Origin of the sequence: Actinomycetospora chiangmaiensis DSM 45062 (assembly GCF_000379625.1) — a bacterium.
GTDB lineage: Bacteria > Actinomycetota > Actinomycetes > Mycobacteriales > Pseudonocardiaceae > Actinomycetospora > Actinomycetospora chiangmaiensis.
Genome location: NZ_KB903244.1, coordinates 387,292 through 406,097, shown reverse-complemented (window position 1 = coordinate 406,097; position 18,806 = coordinate 387,292). Strand labels below are relative to the sequence as shown.

The 18,806-nt window shown below is 73.8% G+C and carries 20 protein-coding genes; 9 read left to right on the top strand and 11 right to left on the bottom strand.

Translation table 11 applies throughout. The features are described 5' to 3' along the window. Positions 1-8: 8 nt before the first annotated feature. Complete coding sequence (locus tag A3CO_RS0123805; protein ID WP_018334765.1) at positions 9-2,021, bottom strand: fatty acid desaturase; 2,013 nt, start codon at positions 2,019-2,021, stop codon at positions 9-11. 76 nt (positions 2,022-2,097) lie between these two features. Here A3CO_RS0123805 and A3CO_RS0123800 point away from each other — a divergent pair, with 76 nt between their 5' ends. From A3CO_RS0123800 to budC, 3 genes are all read left to right on the top strand, one after another. Then, positions 2,098-2,679 (top strand): TetR/AcrR family transcriptional regulator, encoded by a 582-nt coding sequence (locus A3CO_RS0123800; RefSeq protein ID WP_018334764.1) that lies wholly within the window; start codon positions 2,098-2,100, stop codon positions 2,677-2,679. A gap of 50 nt (positions 2,680-2,729) precedes the next feature. After that, positions 2,730-3,140, top strand: coding sequence for a PaaI family thioesterase (locus A3CO_RS0123795; protein ID WP_018334763.1), 411 nt, complete (start codon positions 2,730-2,732; stop codon positions 3,138-3,140). Between the two features lie 72 nt (positions 3,141-3,212). Next, positions 3,213-3,995, top strand: a complete 783-nt coding sequence (budC, locus tag A3CO_RS0123790; protein WP_018334762.1) for a meso-2,3-butanediol dehydrogenase — start codon at positions 3,213-3,215, stop codon at positions 3,993-3,995. A 29-nt stretch (positions 3,996-4,024) separates the two neighbouring features. Here the strand turns inward: budC and A3CO_RS34040 are convergent, their stop codons facing one another. Beyond that, entirely contained in the window at positions 4,025-4,951 is a 927-nt protein-coding gene (locus tag A3CO_RS34040; protein WP_051086051.1) for a ketopantoate reductase family protein, read from the bottom strand. After that, positions 4,948-5,799 carry a sulfurtransferase gene (locus tag A3CO_RS0123780; protein ID WP_018334760.1) on the bottom strand — a complete coding sequence of 284 codons (852 nt, stop codon included), beginning with the start codon at positions 5,797-5,799 and terminating at the stop codon, positions 4,948-4,950. Before A3CO_RS0123780 ends, A3CO_RS34040 begins: the two co-directional genes overlap by 4 nt. A 65-nt stretch (positions 5,800-5,864) precedes the next feature. On the opposite strand from A3CO_RS0123780, the gene A3CO_RS0123775 reads away from it, so the two are divergent. Continuing rightward, positions 5,865-6,455 carry a CGNR zinc finger domain-containing protein gene (locus A3CO_RS0123775; RefSeq protein ID WP_018334759.1) on the top strand — a complete coding sequence of 197 codons (591 nt, stop codon included), beginning with the start codon at positions 5,865-5,867 and terminating at the stop codon, positions 6,453-6,455. Positions 6,456-6,459: 4 nt separating this feature from the next. Here A3CO_RS0123775 and A3CO_RS0123770 read toward each other — a convergent pair whose 3' ends face one another. Genes A3CO_RS0123770 through A3CO_RS39185 form a run of 5 tightly spaced genes read right to left on the bottom strand, consistent with a single transcriptional unit; the run spans position 6,460 to position 10,904 of the window. Further along, positions 6,460-7,173 carry a flavin reductase family protein gene (locus A3CO_RS0123770; protein WP_018334758.1) on the bottom strand — a complete coding sequence of 238 codons (714 nt, stop codon included), beginning with the start codon at positions 7,171-7,173 and terminating at the stop codon, positions 6,460-6,462. Beyond that, entirely contained in the window at positions 7,170-8,033 is an 864-nt protein-coding gene (locus tag A3CO_RS0123765; RefSeq protein WP_033414853.1) for an MBL fold metallo-hydrolase, read from the bottom strand. The genes A3CO_RS0123770 and A3CO_RS0123765 overlap by 4 nt, the downstream gene beginning before the upstream one ends. Before the next feature lie 14 nt (positions 8,034-8,047). Further along, complete coding sequence (locus tag A3CO_RS0123760) at positions 8,048-8,845, bottom strand: enoyl-CoA hydratase/isomerase family protein (protein WP_018334756.1); 798 nt, start codon at positions 8,843-8,845, stop codon at positions 8,048-8,050. Next, on the bottom strand, positions 8,842-9,756 hold the full coding sequence (locus A3CO_RS0123755) for an alpha/beta hydrolase (protein ID WP_018334755.1): 915 nt from the start codon (positions 9,754-9,756) through the stop codon (positions 8,842-8,844). The genes A3CO_RS0123760 and A3CO_RS0123755 overlap by 4 nt, the downstream gene beginning before the upstream one ends. Continuing rightward, the gene (locus A3CO_RS39185; RefSeq protein WP_018334754.1) at positions 9,753-10,904 is read right to left on the bottom strand and encodes an alpha/beta fold hydrolase; all 1,152 of its coding nucleotides are present in this window, start codon (positions 10,902-10,904) and stop codon (positions 9,753-9,755) included. Before A3CO_RS39185 ends, A3CO_RS0123755 begins: the two co-directional genes overlap by 4 nt. A 204-nt stretch (positions 10,905-11,108) precedes the next feature. Here A3CO_RS39185 and A3CO_RS0123740 point away from each other — a divergent pair, with 204 nt between their 5' ends. The 4 genes from A3CO_RS0123740 (at position 11,109) to A3CO_RS34025 (ending at position 14,820) form a co-directional block, all read left to right on the top strand. Next, positions 11,109-12,320: a thiolase family protein gene (locus A3CO_RS0123740; RefSeq protein ID WP_026204936.1), complete on the top strand. Its 1,212-nt coding sequence runs from the start codon at positions 11,109-11,111 to the stop codon at positions 12,318-12,320. Next, a complete protein-coding gene (locus A3CO_RS0123735) occupies positions 12,317-13,015 on the top strand; it encodes an SDR family oxidoreductase (RefSeq protein ID WP_018334752.1) in 699 nt (232 codons plus the stop codon). Before A3CO_RS0123740 ends, A3CO_RS0123735 begins: the two co-directional genes overlap by 4 nt. Before the next feature lie 123 nt (positions 13,016-13,138). Beyond that, positions 13,139-14,428: a DUF222 domain-containing protein gene (locus A3CO_RS34030; protein WP_245561575.1), complete on the top strand. Its 1,290-nt coding sequence runs from the start codon at positions 13,139-13,141 to the stop codon at positions 14,426-14,428. Between the two features lie 149 nt (positions 14,429-14,577). Beyond that, entirely contained in the window at positions 14,578-14,820 is a 243-nt protein-coding gene (locus tag A3CO_RS34025) for a hypothetical protein (RefSeq protein ID WP_157647812.1), read from the top strand. 9 nt (positions 14,821-14,829) lie between these two features. Here the strand turns inward: A3CO_RS34025 and A3CO_RS0123720 are convergent, their stop codons facing one another. Genes A3CO_RS0123720 through A3CO_RS0123710 form a run of 3 tightly spaced genes read right to left on the bottom strand, consistent with a single transcriptional unit; the run spans position 14,830 to position 18,262 of the window. Then, a complete protein-coding gene (locus A3CO_RS0123720) occupies positions 14,830-15,864 on the bottom strand; it encodes an alpha/beta fold hydrolase (protein WP_018334749.1) in 1,035 nt (344 codons plus the stop codon). Between the two features lie 10 nt (positions 15,865-15,874). Beyond that, positions 15,875-17,125 (bottom strand): formamidase, encoded by a 1,251-nt coding sequence (gene fmdA, locus A3CO_RS0123715; protein ID WP_018334748.1) that lies wholly within the window; start codon positions 17,123-17,125, stop codon positions 15,875-15,877. A 57-nt stretch (positions 17,126-17,182) separates the two neighbouring features. Continuing rightward, positions 17,183-18,262 carry a substrate-binding domain-containing protein gene (locus A3CO_RS0123710; protein WP_018334747.1) on the bottom strand — a complete coding sequence of 360 codons (1,080 nt, stop codon included), beginning with the start codon at positions 18,260-18,262 and terminating at the stop codon, positions 17,183-17,185. Positions 18,263-18,345: 83 nt separating this feature from the next. On the opposite strand from A3CO_RS0123710, the gene A3CO_RS0123705 reads away from it, so the two are divergent. Continuing rightward, positions 18,346-18,771, top strand: a complete 426-nt coding sequence (locus A3CO_RS0123705) for a MarR family winged helix-turn-helix transcriptional regulator (RefSeq protein WP_018334746.1) — start codon at positions 18,346-18,348, stop codon at positions 18,769-18,771. The last annotated feature ends 35 nt before the right edge of the window (positions 18,772-18,806 follow it).

Below are 18,806 nucleotides of genomic sequence, written 5' to 3'. Positions count from 1 at the left end.
CCCGGCGGTCAGCGGTCGTAGTCGACCGCGACCTCCGGGGTCGTCGGGCGGGCCTGGCAGGTGAGTACCTTCCCGGCGTCGATCTCGGCGGGGGAGAGCGCGTAGTTCTGCTGCATGTGGACGCGGCCGTCGGTCACGGTGGCCACGCAGGTGCCGCAGATGCCCCCGGCGCACAGGTAGGGCGCGTCGACCCCGCCGGCGAGTGCACTCTCGAGCAGCGACGCCGTTCCAGTGCTCGCCACCGCCGTCGTCTCACCGCCGCGCGTCACCGTCACGGTCGCCGGGACGATGTCGCCGAGGTCGCCCGGCTCGTCGTCGGGGGCGACGAACAGCTCGCGGCGCACCTCGGTGACGCCGTGCTCGCGCAGCACGGGCTCGAGGTCGTCGAGCATGGCGGCCGGTCCGCACAGGAACCACGCCGCGGAGCGCAGAGCCGGGTCGGCCAGGTGCTCCGCGAGCCGGGCGGCGTCGAGCCGGCCGGGCACGACCCGTCGTCGGGACGAGGTCCCGCGGCTGTGGTGGTGGACCACCGCGAGCCGGCCCTCGTAGCGGCGCACGAGCATGGCGAGCTCGTCGTCGAACATCGTGTGCTCGGCGTCGCGGTTCGCGTAGAAGAGCGTCGCGCGGGAGCGCGGCTCGACGTCGAGGGTGCTGGTGAGGATCGAGATGACCGGCGTGATCCCGCTGCCGGCGGCGACGGCGGCGACGTGGCGGGCGTTCCGCCGGTCCAGCTCGACGGTGAAGGCGCCGGCGGGCGGGGTCACCTCGAGCTCGTCGCCGACCCGGAGCCGGGTGTTCGCCCAGGTGGAGAAGCGTCCGCCCTCGACCTGCCGCACCGCGATCCGCAGGAGCCCCGATCCCGCCGCGGTGCAGATCGAGTAGTTCCGCCGGACCGTCTCGCCGTCGATCTCCGCCGCCACCGTGACGTGCTGGCCCGGGGCGAAGCGGAAGGCCTCGCGGAGCTCGTCCGGCACGGCGAGGGTGACCGACACGGCGTCGGGGGTGAGACGCCGGACCACCTCGACGCGCAGCCGGTGGGGGAGGCGGGGCAGGTCGGCGTCGCGGTCGTAGGTCGAGATGATGTTCCGCCAGGCGCGGTACTCCGACGCGGAGAGCTCCGTGCCCCATGCGGTGACGATCGGGACGTCGCGCTCGAGCCAGTCCGACTCCGAGCGCCGCCAGACCTGGACGTAGCGGTAGAACGGGATCGTCGGGTGGATGTGATGCACCAGGTGGTAGTTCTGGTAGAGCATCAGCGGATTCATGATCCGCTCCCACCCGACGCGGATGCGGGTGGCGTGGAAGCGGTCCGACCGGGCGGTGGCCTCGAGGTCGTGGTGGGGCAGCCAGTCGAACCACCAGACGAGGATGCCGACGCCGATCCGCTGCGGGATCAGGTAGATCATCAGCAGCTCCCAGCCGTGCCCGGTGAGCGCGAGCGTGACGAACCCGCCGATCACCACGGCGGACACGGCGAACTGCTCGGCCAGCTCCCCGCGGGGGCGCCCCGGGATGCGCGGCGCGTAGAAGCGCAGGTACCAGAGGTCGAGGGTCGCCCAGCGCAGCGGCCAGAGCCAGGCCGGGCCGGCGGACGACCAGGCGTCCGGGTCGGTCGCCACGTCCTCGTTGGTGTTCCGGTGGTGCTCGATGTGCAGGTAGCGCACGAGCGGGAACGCCGCCCAGGCGACGACGAACGGCATGGCGAGTCGGCCGAGGACCTCGTTGACCGTCCGCGACCGTCCACCCGCGAGGTGGATCGTCTCGTGGAGCACCGTGAACATCGTGAAGGTGACGACGGCGTGCACCGGGATCGTCACGGCGTAGCGCCAGGGGTCCCCGCCCGCCAGCACCCACCAGGTCGCCCCGATCCAGGCGGCAAGCGACCCGACGAACAGCGCGAGCGTCGGCAGGGCCACCACGGGCATCGGCACGCGGGGATGGGGGACCCCGCGCCGGATCGCGCGGGACTCCTCCTCGCTGAGCACCCGGTCCTCGTCGGCGGGCTCGGCGGTCGTCGTCATGCCGCCGAATCGTTGACAATTGATGCTTGCTTGTCAACGCCGTTGTCGTCTGGTTCGGTTCTGTAAGGTCGGGTTCATGACGACGGGTGGCTCGTTCCGCGAGGACACGCGGGCCGAGCTGCTCGCCCGGCTGCTCGACGCGGCCCGGGAGCTCACCACCGCCCAGGGGTGGTCGGCGGTGACGATGGGCGCCGTCGCGCGCCGGGCCGGGATCAGCCGGCAGCACGTCTACAACGCGGTCGGCACCAAGCAGGCGCTCGGGGACGCCCTCGTGGGGCGCGAGACCGACGCGTTCCTCGACGTCGTGCGCAGGGAGCTGCGGGCCCACCCGGACGACCTCGTGGCGGGGGCGGTCGCGGCCGTGGTCGGCGCGCTCGCGTTCGGGGCGTCGAACGACCTGCTCAAGGCGATCCTGACCGCCGACGGCGGGGAGAGCCTGCTTCCGGTGGTCACCGCGCGCCCCGAGGTGGTGCTCGACCGGGGCGTCACCGTGATCGCGGCGGACCTCGCGGCCCTGCACGGCGAGCACCCGGACCTGCCGGCCCTGGCCGACGCCCTCGTCCGGCTCGTCATCAGCCACGCCACGCAGCCCACCGGCCCGGACCTCGCGGCGACCCAGGCGCGCTGGCTGGCGGAGGGTCTCGCCCGGCGGTCATGAACCGGCGACGTATGCTATCGACCAACGTATCGGTCGATCCGGAGGTCGTCATGCCGCTGCCCGAGCTGTCTCCCGAGGCGGGGTCGCCGTTCGTCGTGGCCGCCGGCCTGCACGTCGAGTCCGTGACCGGCACCCGGGTCGTCGGGCGGATCGACCTCGGCGCCCAGCACCACACCCCGTGGGGCGTCGTCCACGGCGGCGTGTACACCGCCGCGATCGAGAGCGCGGCGAGCATCGGGGCGAGCGCGGCGGTCGAGGACCGGGGCCAGTTCGCCGTCGGGGTGCACAACGCCACGGATTTCCTGCGCAGTGCCACCGACGGCCGGGTGGACGTGGTCGCCGAGCCGGTGCAGCAGGGGCGGGTGCAGCAGCTCTGGCTCGTGCGCGTCACCCGGAGCGAGGACGGCAAGGAACTCGCGCGCGGGCAGGTCCGGCTGCAGAACGTCCCGTTGCCCACCTGACCGCACTTCATGTGACACAGCCGAAAGCCTGACGTCTGCGTCGTCTTCGCCCCTGCGGCGTAGCGTCGGGGCATGAGCACCGGAACCCCGCACTTCGACTTCAGCGACTCCGTCGTCCTGGTCACGGGAGGCGGGTCCGGCATCGGGCTGGCCATCACCCGGGCCTTCCTCGACGCGGGGGCGACCGTGGTGGTCGCCGGCCGTCGCCGGGAACCCCTCGACGAGGCGCTGCGCGACGCACCGGCCGAGCGGGCGCTCGCCGTCCCGACGGACCTGGCCGACAAGGAGCAGATCGGCGCCCTGGTCGACGAGGCGGTCCGCCGCTTCGGCCGCCTCGACGTCGTGGTCAGCAACGCGGCGGGGTACGCCAACGGCGAGATCACCGACCTCGACGACGCCGACTGGGAGGCCATGCGGGCCACCAACGTCGACGGCTTCTTCCATCTGGCGAAGAAGGCGCTGCCCGTCCTCGCGACGAGCGGCGGCAACCTCGTCGCCGTGTCCAGCGTCTCCGGCCTGGCCGGCGACTGGGGCCAGGCCGGCTACAACGCCACCAAGGGCGCGGTGTCGAACTTCGTGCGGTCCCTGGCGCTCGACTGGGGGCCGCGAGGGGTCCGGCTCAACGCCGTCGCCCCCGCGCTCACCCGCACAGGTGCCGTCGCCGCGGTGACGGAGAACCCGTCCCTGCTGGAGAAGTTCGTCGACCGGGTCGCCCTCGGCCGCATCGGCGAGCCCGAGGACATCGCTCCCGCCGTGCTGTTCCTCGCCAGCGACGCCGCCCGCTACGTCACCGGCGTCGTCCTGCCCGTGGACGGTGGCACCAGCGCGTCCACCGGCCAGGGCCGTCCCGCCTGAGGACGGCCCCGGCGGGGCCGGGGCTCCGGTCAGCCTCGCGGCTCGGGCCCGGGCCCCGGCTCGCGGCCGAGCCGGAGGCGGACCCGCGCCGCGTCGAGCAGCGGCGACGCGAACCCTCCGCGCCGGGCGAGGGTCGCGAGCTCGTCGAGGACCTCGACCTCGACCGGCCGCCCGGCCCACAGCTCGCGGGTCAGCGACGGCACGAACCGCGAGGTCGGGTCGGAGAAGGTGCGCATGAGCGCGTCGGGGTCGCCGTCGTGGCCGTCGATCGTCGCGATCGCGGACAGCTCGTCGACCACGGTGCGGACGAGGTCGGGCCCGCCCGCGGTCGCCGCGACGTCGCCCACCGGCGCGCCGGCCAGGCTCGTCAGCACGGTGCTCGCGGCGATGAAGAGCCACTTCGCCCACATCGCGGCGCGGATGTCGTCGACGACGCGCACGTCCACCCCGTCCACGAGGAGTTCGCGGCGCACGGCCTCGAGGTCCTCGCCCGGGACTCCCAGACGTCCGAGCTCGAGCGTGGCGCCGGCGGTCTGTTCGACGATCACCCCGTGCGGCAGCAGGGTGGCGGCCAGCCGGGCGGTCGCCCCGAGCACCGCCCCGGCGCCGAAGGCGTCGGTCAACGTCTCCAGGTGGGCCATCCCGTTGAGCAACGGCACGACCCGGGTGTCGGGACCGACCGCGACGGCGACGTCCTTCACCGCGTCCGGCAGCGCGCGGCCGCGCACCGCCACGACCACCAGGTCGTAGGGGCCGCGCAGTTCGTCGGCGGTGAGCACCGACGGGGCCAGGTGCGAGCGGGTCGTCCCGTCGACCCCGCGGACCTGCAGGCCCTCGAGGGACAACCGGTCGGCGGCGACCTGCCGCACCAGGAAGGTGACGTCGCGGCCCGCGGCGAGTAGCTGCGCGCCGAGGTAGCCGCCGGTCGCGCCGGCGCCGAGCACCAGGGTCCTCATCGGGCCCCGCCCCGCTCGTCGCCGAGCTGGATGGGCACCCCCACCAGCGATCCGTACTCGGTCCAGGACCCGTCGTAGTTCTTGACGTCGGCGTGGCCGAGCAGTTCGTGCAGGGCGAACCAGGTGTGGGAGGAGCGTTCGCCGATGCGGCAGTAGGTGATCACCGGGGTGGACGGGTCGACCCCCTCCCTGCGGTACAGCTCGCGGAGCTGGTCGTCGGAGCGGAACGTCCCGTCCTCGGCGACCGCGCGGCTCCACGGGATGTTGACGGCGCCCGGGATGTGTCCGGCCCGCTGCGCCTGCTCCTGCGGGAGGTGCGCGGGCGCCAGCAGGCGGCCCGCGTACTCCTCCGGCGAGCGGATGTCGATGAGCGTCTTCGAGCTGATCGCGCCGACGACCTCGTCGCGGAACGCGCGGATCGAGTGGTCCTGCTCCTGCGCGGTGTAGGAGGTCCGTGCCCGCTCCGGGACCGCGGTGTCGAGCGTGCGGCCGTCGAGCTCCCACTTCTTGCGGCCACCGTCGAGCAGCTTCACGTCGGTGTGGCCGTAGAGCGTGAAGTACCAGTAGGCGTAGGCGGCGAACCAGTTGTTGTTGCCGCCGTAGAGCACCACGGTGTCGTCGTCGGCGATGCCCTTGCCTGAGAGCAGCTTCTCGAAGCCGGCCCTGTCGACGAAGTCGCGGCGGACCTGGTCCTGCAGCTCGGTCTTCCAGTCGATCCTGACGGCACCGGGGATGTGCCCGCCGTCGTAGGCACTGGTGTCCTCGTCGACCTCGACGAACACCACACCGGGAGCGTCGAGGTTCTCCTGCGCCCAGTCGGCGGTGACCAGGGCGTCCTGGCGGCTCATGCTGTTCTCCTCGGGTGACGACAGAACTGAACGGTGAAGGTATGTGTCGGAGGTAGGATCGGGCCATGCCCTGGGACACGACGACGCGCTACGGCTGCTCGGTGGCCGACGGCGGCCTGGCGCTCGTGCAGGACCTGCTGAACACGATCGCGGCGGGACGGCCGCGGGAGGCCGACCTGCTGGACGCGCCCGGAACCGCGCAGGAGTGGGCCGACGCCGCCCTCGCCGACCACGCCGAGGGGCGGCCGGTGGGTGGCGTCGAGCTCGACGACCGGGGGGTCGACGAGCTGCGGGCGCTGCGCGCGGAGCTGCGGGCCGCCGTCGCCGCCGGAGGGGAGCGGGACGGCGCGCCGGCCGAGGTGCGCACGTCCGGTGCGGTCCTGGCCCTGCGCCCCGACGGCACGGTCGACCTGGAGCCGCGCGGCCAGGGGTGGCGTCGGCTGGTGGGCCTCGTGCTCGTCGAGGTGCTCGAGGCGCAGCGCGCGGACACCTGGCGTCGACTCAAGGTGTGCCGCAACGACCGGTGCGGCGTGGCCTTCTACGACCGTTCCCGCAACAACAGCGGTGCCTGGCACGACGTCCGGGTGTGCGGGAACGCGGTCAACCTGCGCGCGTCCCGGGCCCGCCGGCGGGCGGCGGCAGACGCCGGTCGCTGACGGATCACGACGCATCGGGCACCGAGCCGGAGGGCGACCAGGCGTCGGTCCCGATCGGGCTGTAGGTCTCGTCGTGCTCGTCGAGGCGCCGCATCCGCCCACCGCGGGCCGCGAGCAGCCCGTCGTCGAGCGGGGTGGTGAAGACGTTCTCCACCAACGTGTACTCGGCGGCCAGGCGGCCGACCGGGGCGAGGGCGGCCGTGTCGACCCGCCCGCGCTCGAGGTAGAGGTCGTCGCGCACGTGCACCCGCTCGACGACGCCCCAGACGACGTGGTCGTCCAGGTCGCCGACCGGGATGATGCGCTCGAGCCGGCACTCGAAGTGGATCGGGGCCTCGGCCACCCGCGGCGGGGCCACGAGCTGACTCGGTGCCTTGGTCAGCCCCACCGCCTCGAACTCGTCGACCTCGCTCGGGAACTCGTGGGCCGTCCGGTGCATCTGGTGGGCGTGCGGCAGGGAGACCAGGTTGGTGACGAACTCCCCGGTGTCGCGGATGTTGGTGAAGGTGTCCTTGAGCTCGCCGGTCGAGCGCGGCTGCATCGTCAGCGACACCATCGGCGGCTTGCGACCGACGGCGGTGAAGAACGAGATCGGGGCGAGGTTCGCGATCCCGTCGGGGGAGAGCGTGCTGACCCAGCCGATGGCGCGCGGGACGATGCTGCCGATCAGGAGCTTGTAGCCTGCCGCGGCGTCCAGTTCGGACGTGTCGATGATCATGCGGGGCTCGCCGTGGCGAGAGCGGCGCGGACCGAGCCCCAGAGAGCGCCGGGGTTGACGCGGTCCGGGTGGCGCTCCCGCATGGCGCGGTAGAGCCCGACGTCGTCGGTGGCCGTCGTCAGGAGCTCCTCGAAGTCGTCGAGGTACCGCCGCGTCGCCTCGATCGCGGCCGGGTCGCCGCTGCTGCCGGGGCGCTGGTGGCCGGCGATCACGGTTCGCGGCGCGAGGTCGCGGACGACGTCGAGGGCGTCCCGCCACGCCTGCCGGCCCGCGTCCGGCGACTCGGCGAGGTAGAGGTGGACGTCGTCGTAGACGGCGTCGCCCGCCACGACGAGGTCGAGCGAGGGCACGTGCAGGCAGCTCGTGTCGTCGGTGTCGGTGTGCCCGAGCGGGACCGCCACCAGCTCGTGCCCCTCGAGGTCGAGCGTCCGTCCCGTCATCGGCTCCGGTGCCACCCGGTGGGCCGGGATCTGCCCGCCGGGGAACCGTGCCTCCCAGAAAGCGGTGACGTCCTCCGGGCTCTGGGCGCGTGCCCGTGCCGCGACCTCGGGCAGCGCGATCACCCGGGCGTCGGGGAACTGCTCGAGCAGCGCGGCCGCCCCGAACCAGTGGTCCCCGTGGGCGTGGGTGACGTAGATCGTGGTCAGCTCGCGGCCCCAGGCGCGGACGCGTTCGACGACGGAACCCGCCTGCGCGAGCGTCAGCGGGGGATCGACGACCACCGCCTCGCGCTCGCCGCCGATCAGCGTCGTGGCGATCGGGGACCAGACGCGGACGTCGAGGTCGGGCGGGAGGTCGGTGACCGCGGTGGGGATCGAGGGGCTGACGTGCACGTGGACGTGTAGCGGCGGTGGAGGCATGGTCGCTGGTCCTCTCAACGGCCCTGGAAGGGCATGGGCGGGCGGGGTCGTCCGGCCCGCAGGGCCTCGACGGCGGTGGGGATGGCGGTCCGGGTGTCCGCGGAGTCGAAGAGCGGCAGCGCGACGTCGAGGATCACCTCGTCGGCCGCGGCGACGCCGCCCACGGCCCAGGTCCGCAGCAGGGCCTTGTGGGCGGCGTGCGCGAGCGTCGGTCCCGCGGCCACCCGGGCGGCGAACCCGGTCGCCTCGTCGAGGAGGTCGGCGTCGTCGACCACCCGGTCGACCACGCCGAAGCGCTCCATCTCCGCGGCGTCGACCTGCTCGGAGGTCAGCGCCCACCGCATCGCCCGGGAGCGGCCGGCGCGCTCGGCGATCCGGTAGACCCCGCCGAGCAGGGTGACGATGCCGATCGACTGTTCGGGGTGCCCGAACCGGGCGGTGCGGCCCGCGATGATCACATCGGCCCGCACCGCCAGCTCGAGACCGCCGCCGAAGCACAGTCCCTGCACCGCGGCGATCGTCGGGACCGGCAGCCGCTCGAAGCGGTTGAAGGTCTGCAGGAAGTGCTCGAATCGGCGCCGCATCTCGCGGCGGTCCCAGTCGGGCCAGGGCTCGATGTCGCCGCCGAAGCTGAAGTCGGGACCCTCGGCGCTCAGCACCACGGCGCGGGCGTCCCCGGCGGCGATCTCGTCGAGGGCCCGGTCGAGCTCGTCGACCATCGTGGTCCCGATGCGGTTCTGCGGTGGTCGGTGCAGCACGAGGGCGGCCACGCCGTGCCGGGTGCTCACCGAGACGTGGGACATCCGGGTCATGGCCGTTCCTCCGGGGACAGGTGCTCGGCGAACCAGGCCCGGGCGGCGGCGCTCGCCGTCGGGAAGTGTTCCCGGTAAGGGGCGAAGTGGCCGCCGGCGATCGTCACGAGCCGCTTGGGTTCGAGAGCCCGCCCGTACGCGGCGAGGGCGGTGTCGGTGAGCGTCACGGTGTCGGCCGTGGCGACGACCATGAGCAGCGGCACGGGGCTCACGTGCGGGACGTACACGCCGGGCTCGTAGGACGTGGCCGCCAGCGTGGAGCGCACCGTGACCTCGTTCGACCACACGCCCTCGGGCACGTCCTGGAGGTAGAACGCCACGGCGTCGGGGGCGCGGTAGGACGCCGGGACGGCCGGGTCGGCCGAGACGATCGCGCGGCGCGCGGGCGCCTTGCCCGCTGCGCGGTCCCGCTCGTCGTCGAGCAGCCCCGCGCGGAAGACCGCCAGGTCCTCGGGGCGCACCCGACGGCGGGTCTGCTCGGTGCCGCTGATCGTGGGGACCTGGGCGACGACGGCGCGCAGTCGCGGGTCGGTGGCGCCGAGGACGAGGGCGTGCCCGCCCGCGTAGCTGGTGCCCCAGAGCCCGATCCGGCCGGCGTCGACCGCCGGGTGGGCCTCCAGGTACGAGAGGGCGCGGCGCCAGTCGGCGATCTGGGTCCAGGGATCGACGTCCTGACGGGGCTCGCCGTCGCTGGCGCCGAAGCCGCGGTGGTCGTGCAGCAGCACGACGAGGCCGTCCGCGGCGAACGCCTCGGCGAACGGCTCGAGCCCGTGGTGGCGGGTCCCGGCGTACCCGTGCGCCAGGGAGACCGCGGGGTGCGGCCCGGGGGAGTCGGGGAGGTAGAGCCAGCCCCGCAGCACCGTGCCGTCGTCGGCGGTGAACTCGGTGTCCTCGCGGTGGAAGGTGCTCATGCGCGGTGGAACCGGTCGGGCGAGACGCGACCGGCGAGCCGGCGGCCGAGCTCGTCGGAGAAGTGGAGCAGGCCGTCGAGGGGACGGTGGTGGATAGCGACGTCGACCGTCCGTCCCTCGTCGTCGGCGAGCAGCCGGGTGACCCCGCCGAGCTCGGTGCCGTCGGCCAGCGTCGCGACCCACTCCAGGTAGGTCCGCGGCCCCTGCCGGGCCTCGTGCGTGAAGCTCAGCGAGGAGTAGAGGCCGCTCGCCGCCGCCATCACGGCGGAGACGGCCTCCCGCCCCTCGACCGGTGCCCGCAGGGCGGACGCCCGCAGCACGACGTCGGCCGACAGGGTGTCGGTGAACGCCGAGGCCGTCCGCGCCCCGAAGGCGGCGGTCCAGCCGCGCCCGCCCGACCCGTTCGACCCGGGGGCCCCGGCGACCCGGTCGACCAGGTCGTCGAGCAGGCCCGCCACGGCCTCGGGCTGCTCGAGGTGGGGCCAGTGGCCGGCGTCCGCCACGGTGGCGACGGCGACGTCGGTGAACCGCGGGACGACGCCGGAGTCCAGCACCGCCGCGGTGACGAAGGGATCCTCCTCGCCGCGGACCACGAGGACGGGCGCCCCGACGGGGGACGTCGCCGTGCCGGCCGGGTCGCCCTCGTTCCACGCGCGGACGGTGTCCGCCACCGCCTCCGCGGTCGTCGCCGCGCCGACGCGCACGAGGCGGTCCAGCTCCGCGGCGGGGAACGCGACGGAGAGCTGCTCCCGCACCGCGCGCTGGGCCTCCCCGTCGCCGCCCAGGGCCGCGAACGTCGCCACGGCCGCCTCGGGCAGGCCGGCCCCGGCCAGCGGAACCGGCGTGAGCAGCACGAGTCCCGCGACGCGGTCCGGCCGTCGGACGGCGACGAGCTCGGCGATCTGGGCGCCCACGCTCTGACCGACGAGCACCGCCGGTCCGTCCAGACCGTCGAGGAGGGCGGCGACGTCGTCGGCGTGCCGGGCGAGCGTGAACGGACCCGCCGCCTCCGGCCGGCCGCTCATCCCGGCCAGCTCCGCGACGGCCGTGGGCGTCGGCCGGGCGCGCTGGTCGATCACCCGCCGCCACACCGCGCCGTCGTCGAGGAACCCGTGGACGAACACCGTCGTCGGTCCCGTCTGCGTCATCGCCAGACCTCGTTCCCGGGGACCGGGCCCTCGCGCCGGTCGATGTTCTCAACGTAACCGAACGCTTTTGACCTCTGTCAAGAGCGGTCTCGACGGGGTGTGCGCCGGAGCACCTCGGCCGACGTTGACCGCGAACGGCGACGAGCGCAGGATAGCGGACCGAGCGGTCCGGGACCGATCGGTCCGCTATCTGGAGGAGAGACCATGAGAGACGCGGTGATCGTCGAGGCGGTCCGGACGCCGCTGGCGAAGGGCAAGGCCGACGGGGCCTACGCGGGCGTGCATCCCGTCGAGCTGCACGCGCACGTGCTGCGGACGCTCGTCGACCGGGTGGCGCTCGACCCCGCCGAGATCGACGACGTCATCGGCGGGGCGGTCGGGCAGGTCGGCGAGCAGAGCGGCAATACCACGCGCTTCGCCGCCCTCGCCGCCGGCTTCCCCGAGTCGGTGCCGGGGACCACGGTCGACCGGCAGTGCGGGTCGAGCCAGCAGGCGCTGTCGTTCGCGGCCCAGGGCGTGGTGGCGGGTGCCTACGACATCGCGATCGCCTCGGGCGTCGAGTCGATGTCACGTATCCCGATCGGCAGCCAGACGCGCGTGGACGGTGTCACCCAGGACGTCGCCGGGCCCTCGGTCGCGGCCCGCTACGCGCCGGGGCTGATCCCGCAGGGGGTCAGCGCCGAGCTGATCGCGCGGCGCTGGGATCTCTCGCGGACGCAGCTCGACGAGTTCGCCCTCGGCAGCCACCAGAAGGCGGCCGCGGCGTGGGCCGACGGCCGGTTCGCCCGCGAGACCGCCCCGCTCAAGGCCACGCGCCTCGACGGCTCGGTGGGGGAGCTGGACACCGACGAGACGATCCGGCCGGGCACCACCGCGGAGGCCCTCGCCGGCCTGCGCACGCCGTTCGCGGACCCGCGCTGGACCGCACGCTTCGGCGACATCGACTGGACGGTGACCGCCGGCAACGCGAGTCCCTACAACGACGGTGCCGCGGCGCTGCTGGTCACGACCTCCGAGATCGCGGCCGCCCACGGCTGGACCCCCCGGGCCCGTGTCCACACCGCCACGGTGACCGGCGACGACCCGGTCTTCATGCTCACCGGCATCATCCCGGCGACGGCGAAGGTGCTCGCCCGGGCCGGGCTCGCGCTCGGCGACATCGACGCCTTCGAGGTCAACGAGGCGTTCGCGTCGGTCGTGCTGGCCTGGCTCGCCGAGACCGGGGCCGACCCGGCACGGGTCAACGTCAACGGCGGCGCGATCTCGATCGGCCACCCGCTCGGCGCCAGCGGGGCGCGGCTCGCGACGACGTTGCTCGGAGTGCTCGAGCAGACCGGCGGGCGCTTCGGCCTGCAGACGATGTGCGAGGCCGGCGGCACAGCAAACGCCACGATCGTCGAGAGGCTGGACCGATGACCATCACCGGGAAGAACGCGCTGGTCACCGGCGCCAACCGCGGCCTCGGGGCCGCCCTGGTCGACGAGCTGCTCGCCCGCGGGGCGGGCACCGTGTACGCGGCGGCCCGCGATCCGCGGTCCGTCGCGCACCCGGACCCCCGGGTGGTCCCGCTGCGGCTCGACGTCACCGACCTCGCGACGATCCGGGCGGCCGCCGCCCGGGCCGACGACGTCGACCTGTTGATCAACAACGCCGGGACCAGCGGGGCGGGTTCGCTGCTGACCGGCGACCCGGAGCACGCCCGCGCCGAGATGGAGACCAACTTCTGGGGTCCCGTCGCCGTGCTCCGGGCCTTCGCGCCGGTCCTCGCGCGGCGGGGCGGGGGAACGGTCGTGACCGTTCTGTCCGCGCTGTCCTGGGCCGCCGCGCCGTGGGCCGGTTCCTACGCGGCGACCAAGGCCGCGGCGTGGTCGTTCACCAACGGCGTGCGGGTGGAGCTGCGTGAGCAGGGCACCCACGTGGTCGGTGTCCACCTCGGCTTCATGGACACCGACATGGTCGCCCACCTCGACGTCCCGAAGATCGCCGCGCCCGCGGTCGCGGCGCAGATCGTCGACGGCATCGTCGCGGGCGCCGACGAGGTCCTCGCCGACGCGCCGAGCCGCGGCCTCAAGCAGGCCCTGGCCGGCGCGCCCGCCGGTCTGGAGGTGTGAGGGGACCTCCCGCCGTGGCAGGGAAGCGTCGTTGCTGTCACCCAGTGGCAGATTCGCCGCACCGTCGGCGGGAGGGCAGCGGACCCGGCCGTGAGTGTCGGGGGTCGCTGCTAGCTTGCGAACATGAGTTCGAACGAGGTGGTGGACGCGGTCAGCGCCGAGCTGACCGCGCTCCTCGCCCGCCTCGGCGAACTCGCGCAGTGGCCCACCGACCCCGTCGGCAACGGTGCCGTACAGATCGACCGGATCGCGCTGCTCGAGCAGGCCCGCGCCGCGCTGGCCGCCGCCCAGCACACCGCGATCGTCACCTTCGGCCGCGCCCAGGTCGAAACCCAGATCGAGCAGATCGCCGACGGCCGCCTGGACCCGGAGAAACTCGGCCGCGGGATCGCCGACCAGATCGCCCTGGCCGCCCACGTCTCCCCCCACGTCGCAGACCGCCGCCTCGGAGTCGCCCGAGCCCTCGCGACCGACCTTCCCTGCACCCGCGCCCTGCTCGTGGCCGGGCGGATCACCGAACACCTCGCCGAACACATCGTGTCCCTGACCTCGCACTTGGATGCGGAGAACCGGCGGCTGGTCGACAAACAGATCACCGACGCCGGCCTCGAGGACATGGGGCGCAAACAGGCGGAGGCGGCGGTGAAGAAACTCGCCTACGAGGCCGACCCGGTCGGGTTCACCCGCCGCGGCCGCACCGCGCGGAAAGACCGGCGCGTGACCTTGCGGCCCGCCCCGGACACCATGAGCGTCCTGTCCGGGCTGCTGCCGGTCGAGCAGGGCGTCGCGTGTCTGGCGTCGCTGCGGAAGTACGCCGACAGCCTCATCGCTACCGGGGACACCGACGGCCGCACCCGCGACCAGATCCTCGCCGACACCCTCGTCGAACGGCTGACCGGTCAGGCGCGGGCGGAGGACGTCAACGTCGAGGTCGGGATCGTGCTCCCCCTCGACGCCCTCACCGACCCGCAGAGCCCGACGACCGGCGAGCTGGTCGGGCACGGCCCGCTGCCCGGGCCGATCGCCCGGGAGATCCTCGCGACCTCGAAAGGCCGGCGCTGGTGGCGGCGACTGTTCGCCCACCCCGACCACGGCACCCTGGTCGGCGGCGACCCCCAGCGGCGGCTGTTCGACGGGTTCCTCGCCACGCTCATCCGCTGGCGCGACCACGGCTGGTGCCGCGAACCCTTCTGCACCGCCCCCGGCCGCCACCTCGACCACATCATCGGCAAGCAGGCAGGCGGACCGACCAGCTTCGGCAACGGCCGCGGCACCTGCGCCCGCCACAACCAGAACAAAGAACTCCCCGGCTGGCGCCACCGCATCGTCCACGACGGCCACGGCAACCAACCCCACACCGTCGTCACCACCACCCCGACCGGCCACACCTACACCAGCCGCGCCGGACCCTGACCGGCGACGTGGTGTCCGACGACCGGGGGACGGGTCCCTCCCCGGGGCGACCATGCGTCCGGCGGACACCGCGCGGCCGCGCCCGGGACGAGCCTGATCCCAGAACGGCGCGGGCACGAGACCCGGCCGGCGACGAGATGGAGGCGGTCATGTTCACCGAGGAGACCCCGCGGGCGTGCGGCGAGGACGGGACGTCCGACCCGGACGGCTACATGATCCTGGTGATCGACCCCGCGACCGGCCACGGCGACTGCTTCGGCCCCTACGCCACGGCGGCCGCGGCGCAGGAGCAGGCCTTCTGGCGGCGCCTCGAGTACGACGTGGCCGACCTGCCCGACGTGCTCATCGGGGTCGTCCCGTGGCACGCCGAGGGGGACGGGCCGTCGCGGTGATCGACCGGGTCACACCTCCCGGGCGAGCATGTCGCGGATGCCCTGGTCGATGAAGGCGGTGTCGTCGGGGTTCATCCCGCCGCCCGCGAAGTGGCCCCACACCCCCGGGATGACGCGGACCTCGCCGTCGGGGATGTGCTGGGAGGCCCACTGCTCGTCCTCGGGCGGGAAGTACAGGTCCTTCTCGGCCGGCATCGCGAGCAGGGGGCAGCGGATCGAGTTCAGCGCGGCGACGGTGTCGCCGCCGAACCCGGGCGTCTGCCCGACGTCGCCGTGGAACCAGGTCCACGCCATGGCGAGCAGGTTGTTCGGGTCGCGCTCGTCGAGGAAGAACGCCTCCCAGAAACCGATCAGGAAGTCCTCGAGGGAGGAGAACCCGACCTTGCGCCACTCCTCCTGCCAGTAGAACGCCTGCGAGAAGCCCCACCCGGCGTAGACCCGCGCGAAGGCCCGCAGACCCGTCGTCGGCCACGCGTCGTCGGGGTACCAGCCGCCGGCGAAGGCGGCGTCGGCCCGGAGCGCGGCGGAGATCGACTCGAGGAAGACGCGGTTGTGCGGCGCGGTGACGCTCGAGCCGCAGAACGGCACCGCCCGTTGCACCATCTCGGGGTGGCTCACCGCCCACTGGTAGGTCTGGCCCGCGCCCATCGACCAGCCCGTCACCAGCGGCAGCGTCTCGATCCCGAAGTGCTCGGTGACGAGGCGGTACTGGCACTCGACCTGGTCGTGGAACGTCACGTGCGGGAACCGGGCGCGGTCGTACGGCGGCGGGGTGTTGCTCGGGGAGGACGACAGCCCGTTGCCCAGCATGTTTGGCACGATGATGAACCACTCGTCGGGGTTCAGCGCCTTGTCCGTGCCGATCAACCACTCGTTGTCGGTGTGCCGGCCGGAGTACCAGGTGGGGTAGACGATCGCGTTGCTGCGGTCGGCGTTGAGCGTGCCGTACGTCTGGTACGCGAGGCGGGCGTCCCGCAGCGTCGCACCGTGCTGGAGGACCACGTCGCCGAGGTCGAACACCTCGAAGTCGGTCGGGGCGGGCATCGGGGTCTCCTCAGCTCGCCGTCGCGCACTGGCCACGGTCGACCCGGGTGGGTCCGTCCTTGCCGGGGCGGATGTCGACGTCGAAGATCCCGGTCGGCACGTAGAGGGAGCAGCAGGCGTTCGGGATGTCGACGATGCCGCTGACCCGGCCCTCGATCGGCGCCGCGCACAGGATGAGGTAGGCCTGCTCGCCGGTGTAGCCGAACTGGGTCAGGTAGTCGATGGCCTGCAGGCAGGCGCGGCGGTAGGCGATCGTGGCGTTCATGTAGTGCTGGTCGCCCGCCTCGTCGACCGAGATGCCGATGAACGAGACGAAGTCGTCGTAGCGGGGCTCGTGGCGACCGGGCTGGAAGATCGGCGTCGTCGCCTTGTACTTCGCGACGCCGTCCTTGATGAGGTCGACGTGGACGTCGACGTAGCCGCCCATCTCCACCGCACCGCAGAAGCTGATCTCGCCGTCGCCCTGGGCGAAGTGCAGGTCGCCGATGGAGAACTTCGCGCCCGGCACGTAGACCGGGTAGAGGACGCGGGAGCCGATCGAGAGGTTCTTGATGTCGACGTTGCCGCCGTGCTCGCGGGGCGGCACGGTCCGCGCGGCCTCCGCCGCGGCCCGCTCGACGTCGCCGCCGGCCATCGTGCCGAGCAGGGCGTGCTCGGGCAGCGGCGGCAGCGCGAGGGGCGGCACCCGGTCCGGGTCCGTGTCGATCAGCGCCTGCTCCCGACGGTTCCACTCGGTGAGCAGCTCGTGCGAGGGGGCGCAGCCGGCGAGTCCGGCGTGCACGTTGGAGGCGATCCGGACGCCGGGCAGGTGCCGCGACGTGGCGTACTTGCCCTGGAAGTCCCAGATGGCCTTGCCGGGGTCGGGGAAGTGGTCGGTGAGGAACCCGCCGCCGTTGCTCTTCGCGAAGATGCCGGTGTAGCCCCAGCCCTGGCCGGCCTCGGGGCCGACGGCCGGGGCGCCGCCGTGCGCGGGCCCGAGGTCGAGGTAGTCGACGACGAGCAGGTCGCCGGGCTCGGCGCCCTCGATCTCGATCGGCCCGGAGAGCATGTGGTTGTGGTCGAGGACCATGTCGCGGATGTCGTTCGCGGAGTCGTCGTTGCGGACCTGACCGTCGGTCCAGTCCTTGCACTCGATCCGGAACACGTCGCCCGGCCGCACCGAGGCGGCCGCGGGGATGTCGGGGTGCCAGCGGTTGTGGCCCGGGACCTCCTGCTCCCGCATCGACTTCGACTGGTCCACGCGGAACACGGTGTCGGACACGGTGGCCTCCCCATCGACGACTTGTTCTCATATGGGAATACCGTCGGGGTGGGCGCGTCAAGGGGAGACGGCGGGCAGGGCGGTGATCACATCGAAGTCGAGGCCGTCGGCGACGGCAAGGTGCACGGGCTGGCGCGCCTGGCGTCCCCGGAACTCCACGGTGCCGCGGGGTCCCTCCCAGGCCGTGCCGTCGACGACGGCGTCCCAGGCGTCGAGGCGGTCGTCCGCTGCGCGCTCGGCGAGCGCGGCCAGGGTGCGCAGCCCCTCGTAGCAGCTCTCCGCCGCGCTGCTCAGCGCCGGGGCGTCCGGGCCGTGCGCGTGCAGGTAGCCGGACAGCAGGTCGAGGGCGCCCGTCGTCGTGAGGGACCGGAAGTAGGAGGAGGCGACGAACAGGTTCTCCGTCGCCTCGGCGCCGCTGGCGAGGAGCATGTTCTCCTCCATCAACGGGCTGAAGCGCACCAGCCGGTCGGCGAGGCCCCGGCGGGCGAACTCCCGGTTGAACTCCACGGCGTCCTGCCCCACCAGCAGCATGAGCACGCCGTCGCACGCGGCCCGTTCGACCCGGTCGACCAGCCGGCCGACCCGCCCCGCGCCGAGCGGGGTGAAGGACTGCCCGACCACGTCGAGGCCCAGCTCGCGGGCGAAGCCGTGCACGGCGCGGGCGGAGACGCGGGGCCAGACGTAGTCGTCGCCGACGACGTACCAGCGGCGCGCCCCGAGCTCGTCGCGCAGCCACCGCAGCGCCGGGGCGATCTGCTGGTCCGGGGTCTCCCCGCTGCAGAACACGCCCGGCCGCGTCTCGCCGCCCTCGTAGAGCGACGGGTAGGCGTAGGGCACGCGGCCGGTCACGGCGGGCACCAGCGCCCGGCGGACCGACGAGATGTGCCAGCCGCTCACCGCGTCGACCGTGCCCCGCGTGACCCGGGCGCCGACGTCCGCCGCGACCGCCGTCGGCGCCCGCCCGCCGTCGACGACCTCGCTCACCACCCGGCGCCCGCGGATGCCGCCGCGGGCGTTGATCTCGTCGACGGCGAGCCGGATCACCGCCTCGCACGAGGGCGCGAACAGGCCCGCGGGACCGCGCAGCGGCAGCACCATGGCCACCCGCCAGACCGCCTCCGCGGTGTTCGCGCCCATGGGCCCTCCAGCAGGCCGTCGGGTGACCCGGCATGGCACCCGCCGGGATATTCTCACGGGGGAGCGACGGGCGAGGAGGCTCGATGGACGGGGATCTCGACGCCGGGTCGCTGACGGTCGCCCTCCACCAGGTCCTCGCCCGGGTCGCCGCCCGGGTCGAGGAGATCACCGCGGCCGCGGGTCTGGCGCTGCCGCAGTGGCTGGTGCTGGCGTCCCTCGCCGACCGGGGCGACCTCGCGATGGGCGAGCTCGTCGCCGGGACCGGGCTGAACGACTCCACGCTCACCCGCGTCGTCGACCGCCTCGCGAGCCTCGGCCTGGTCTACCGGGGCGTCGACCCCGCCGACCGCCGCCGGGTCCGGGTGTCGCTGAGCGCCCGGGGCCGCGCCCTGCACGGCCGGATCGCCCCCGACGTCGCCGCCGCGGAACGCGCCCTGGTGGACGACCGCGACGGCGACGCCGTCGCGACGTTCCTCGCCGGGCTCGGCCGCGCGGGCGTCCGGGCCTGACGGCGCGCTCCTCCCGACGGCGGGTGGGCGTCCCG

What these genes read in the sequence shown, in the direction of transcription:
- A3CO_RS0123740 (WP_026204936.1), top strand. Translation starts at nt 11,109, where the DNA reads ATGAGAGACGCGGTGATCGTCGAGGCGGTCCGGACGCCGCTGGCGAAG.
- A3CO_RS0123775 (WP_018334759.1), top strand. Translation starts at nt 5,865, where the DNA reads ATGCCCTGGGACACGACGACGCGCTACGGCTGCTCGGTGGCCGACGGC.
- A3CO_RS34025 (WP_157647812.1), top strand. Translation starts at nt 14,578, where the DNA reads ATGTTCACCGAGGAGACCCCGCGGGCGTGCGGCGAGGACGGGACGTCC.
- A3CO_RS34030 (WP_245561575.1), top strand. Translation starts at nt 13,139, where the DNA reads ATGAGTTCGAACGAGGTGGTGGACGCGGTCAGCGCCGAGCTGACCGCG.
- A3CO_RS0123705 (WP_018334746.1), top strand. Translation starts at nt 18,346, where the DNA reads ATGGACGGGGATCTCGACGCCGGGTCGCTGACGGTCGCCCTCCACCAG.
- A3CO_RS39185 (WP_018334754.1), bottom strand. Translation starts at nt 10,904, where the DNA reads ATGACGCAGACGGGACCGACGACGGTGTTCGTCCACGGGTTCCTCGAC.
- A3CO_RS0123720 (WP_018334749.1), bottom strand. Translation starts at nt 15,864, where the DNA reads ATGCCCGCCCCGACCGACTTCGAGGTGTTCGACCTCGGCGACGTGGTC.
- A3CO_RS0123760 (WP_018334756.1), bottom strand. Translation starts at nt 8,845, where the DNA reads ATGACCCGGATGTCCCACGTCTCGGTGAGCACCCGGCACGGCGTGGCC.
- A3CO_RS0123765 (WP_033414853.1), bottom strand. Translation starts at nt 8,033, where the DNA reads ATGCCTCCACCGCCGCTACACGTCCACGTGCACGTCAGCCCCTCGATC.
- budC (WP_018334762.1), top strand. Translation starts at nt 3,213, where the DNA reads ATGAGCACCGGAACCCCGCACTTCGACTTCAGCGACTCCGTCGTCCTG.
- A3CO_RS34040 (WP_051086051.1), bottom strand. Translation starts at nt 4,951, where the DNA reads ATGAGGACCCTGGTGCTCGGCGCCGGCGCGACCGGCGGCTACCTCGGC.
- A3CO_RS0123795 (WP_018334763.1), top strand. Translation starts at nt 2,730, where the DNA reads ATGCCGCTGCCCGAGCTGTCTCCCGAGGCGGGGTCGCCGTTCGTCGTG.
- A3CO_RS0123770 (WP_018334758.1), bottom strand. Translation starts at nt 7,173, where the DNA reads ATGATCATCGACACGTCCGAACTGGACGCCGCGGCAGGCTACAAGCTC.
- A3CO_RS0123755 (WP_018334755.1), bottom strand. Translation starts at nt 9,756, where the DNA reads ATGAGCACCTTCCACCGCGAGGACACCGAGTTCACCGCCGACGACGGC.
- A3CO_RS0123800 (WP_018334764.1), top strand. Translation starts at nt 2,098, where the DNA reads ATGACGACGGGTGGCTCGTTCCGCGAGGACACGCGGGCCGAGCTGCTC.
- A3CO_RS0123735 (WP_018334752.1), top strand. Translation starts at nt 12,317, where the DNA reads ATGACCATCACCGGGAAGAACGCGCTGGTCACCGGCGCCAACCGCGGC.
- A3CO_RS0123710 (WP_018334747.1), bottom strand. Translation starts at nt 18,262, where the DNA reads ATGGGCGCGAACACCGCGGAGGCGGTCTGGCGGGTGGCCATGGTGCTG.
- A3CO_RS0123805 (WP_018334765.1), bottom strand. Translation starts at nt 2,021, where the DNA reads ATGACGACGACCGCCGAGCCCGCCGACGAGGACCGGGTGCTCAGCGAG.
- A3CO_RS0123780 (WP_018334760.1), bottom strand. Translation starts at nt 5,799, where the DNA reads ATGAGCCGCCAGGACGCCCTGGTCACCGCCGACTGGGCGCAGGAGAAC.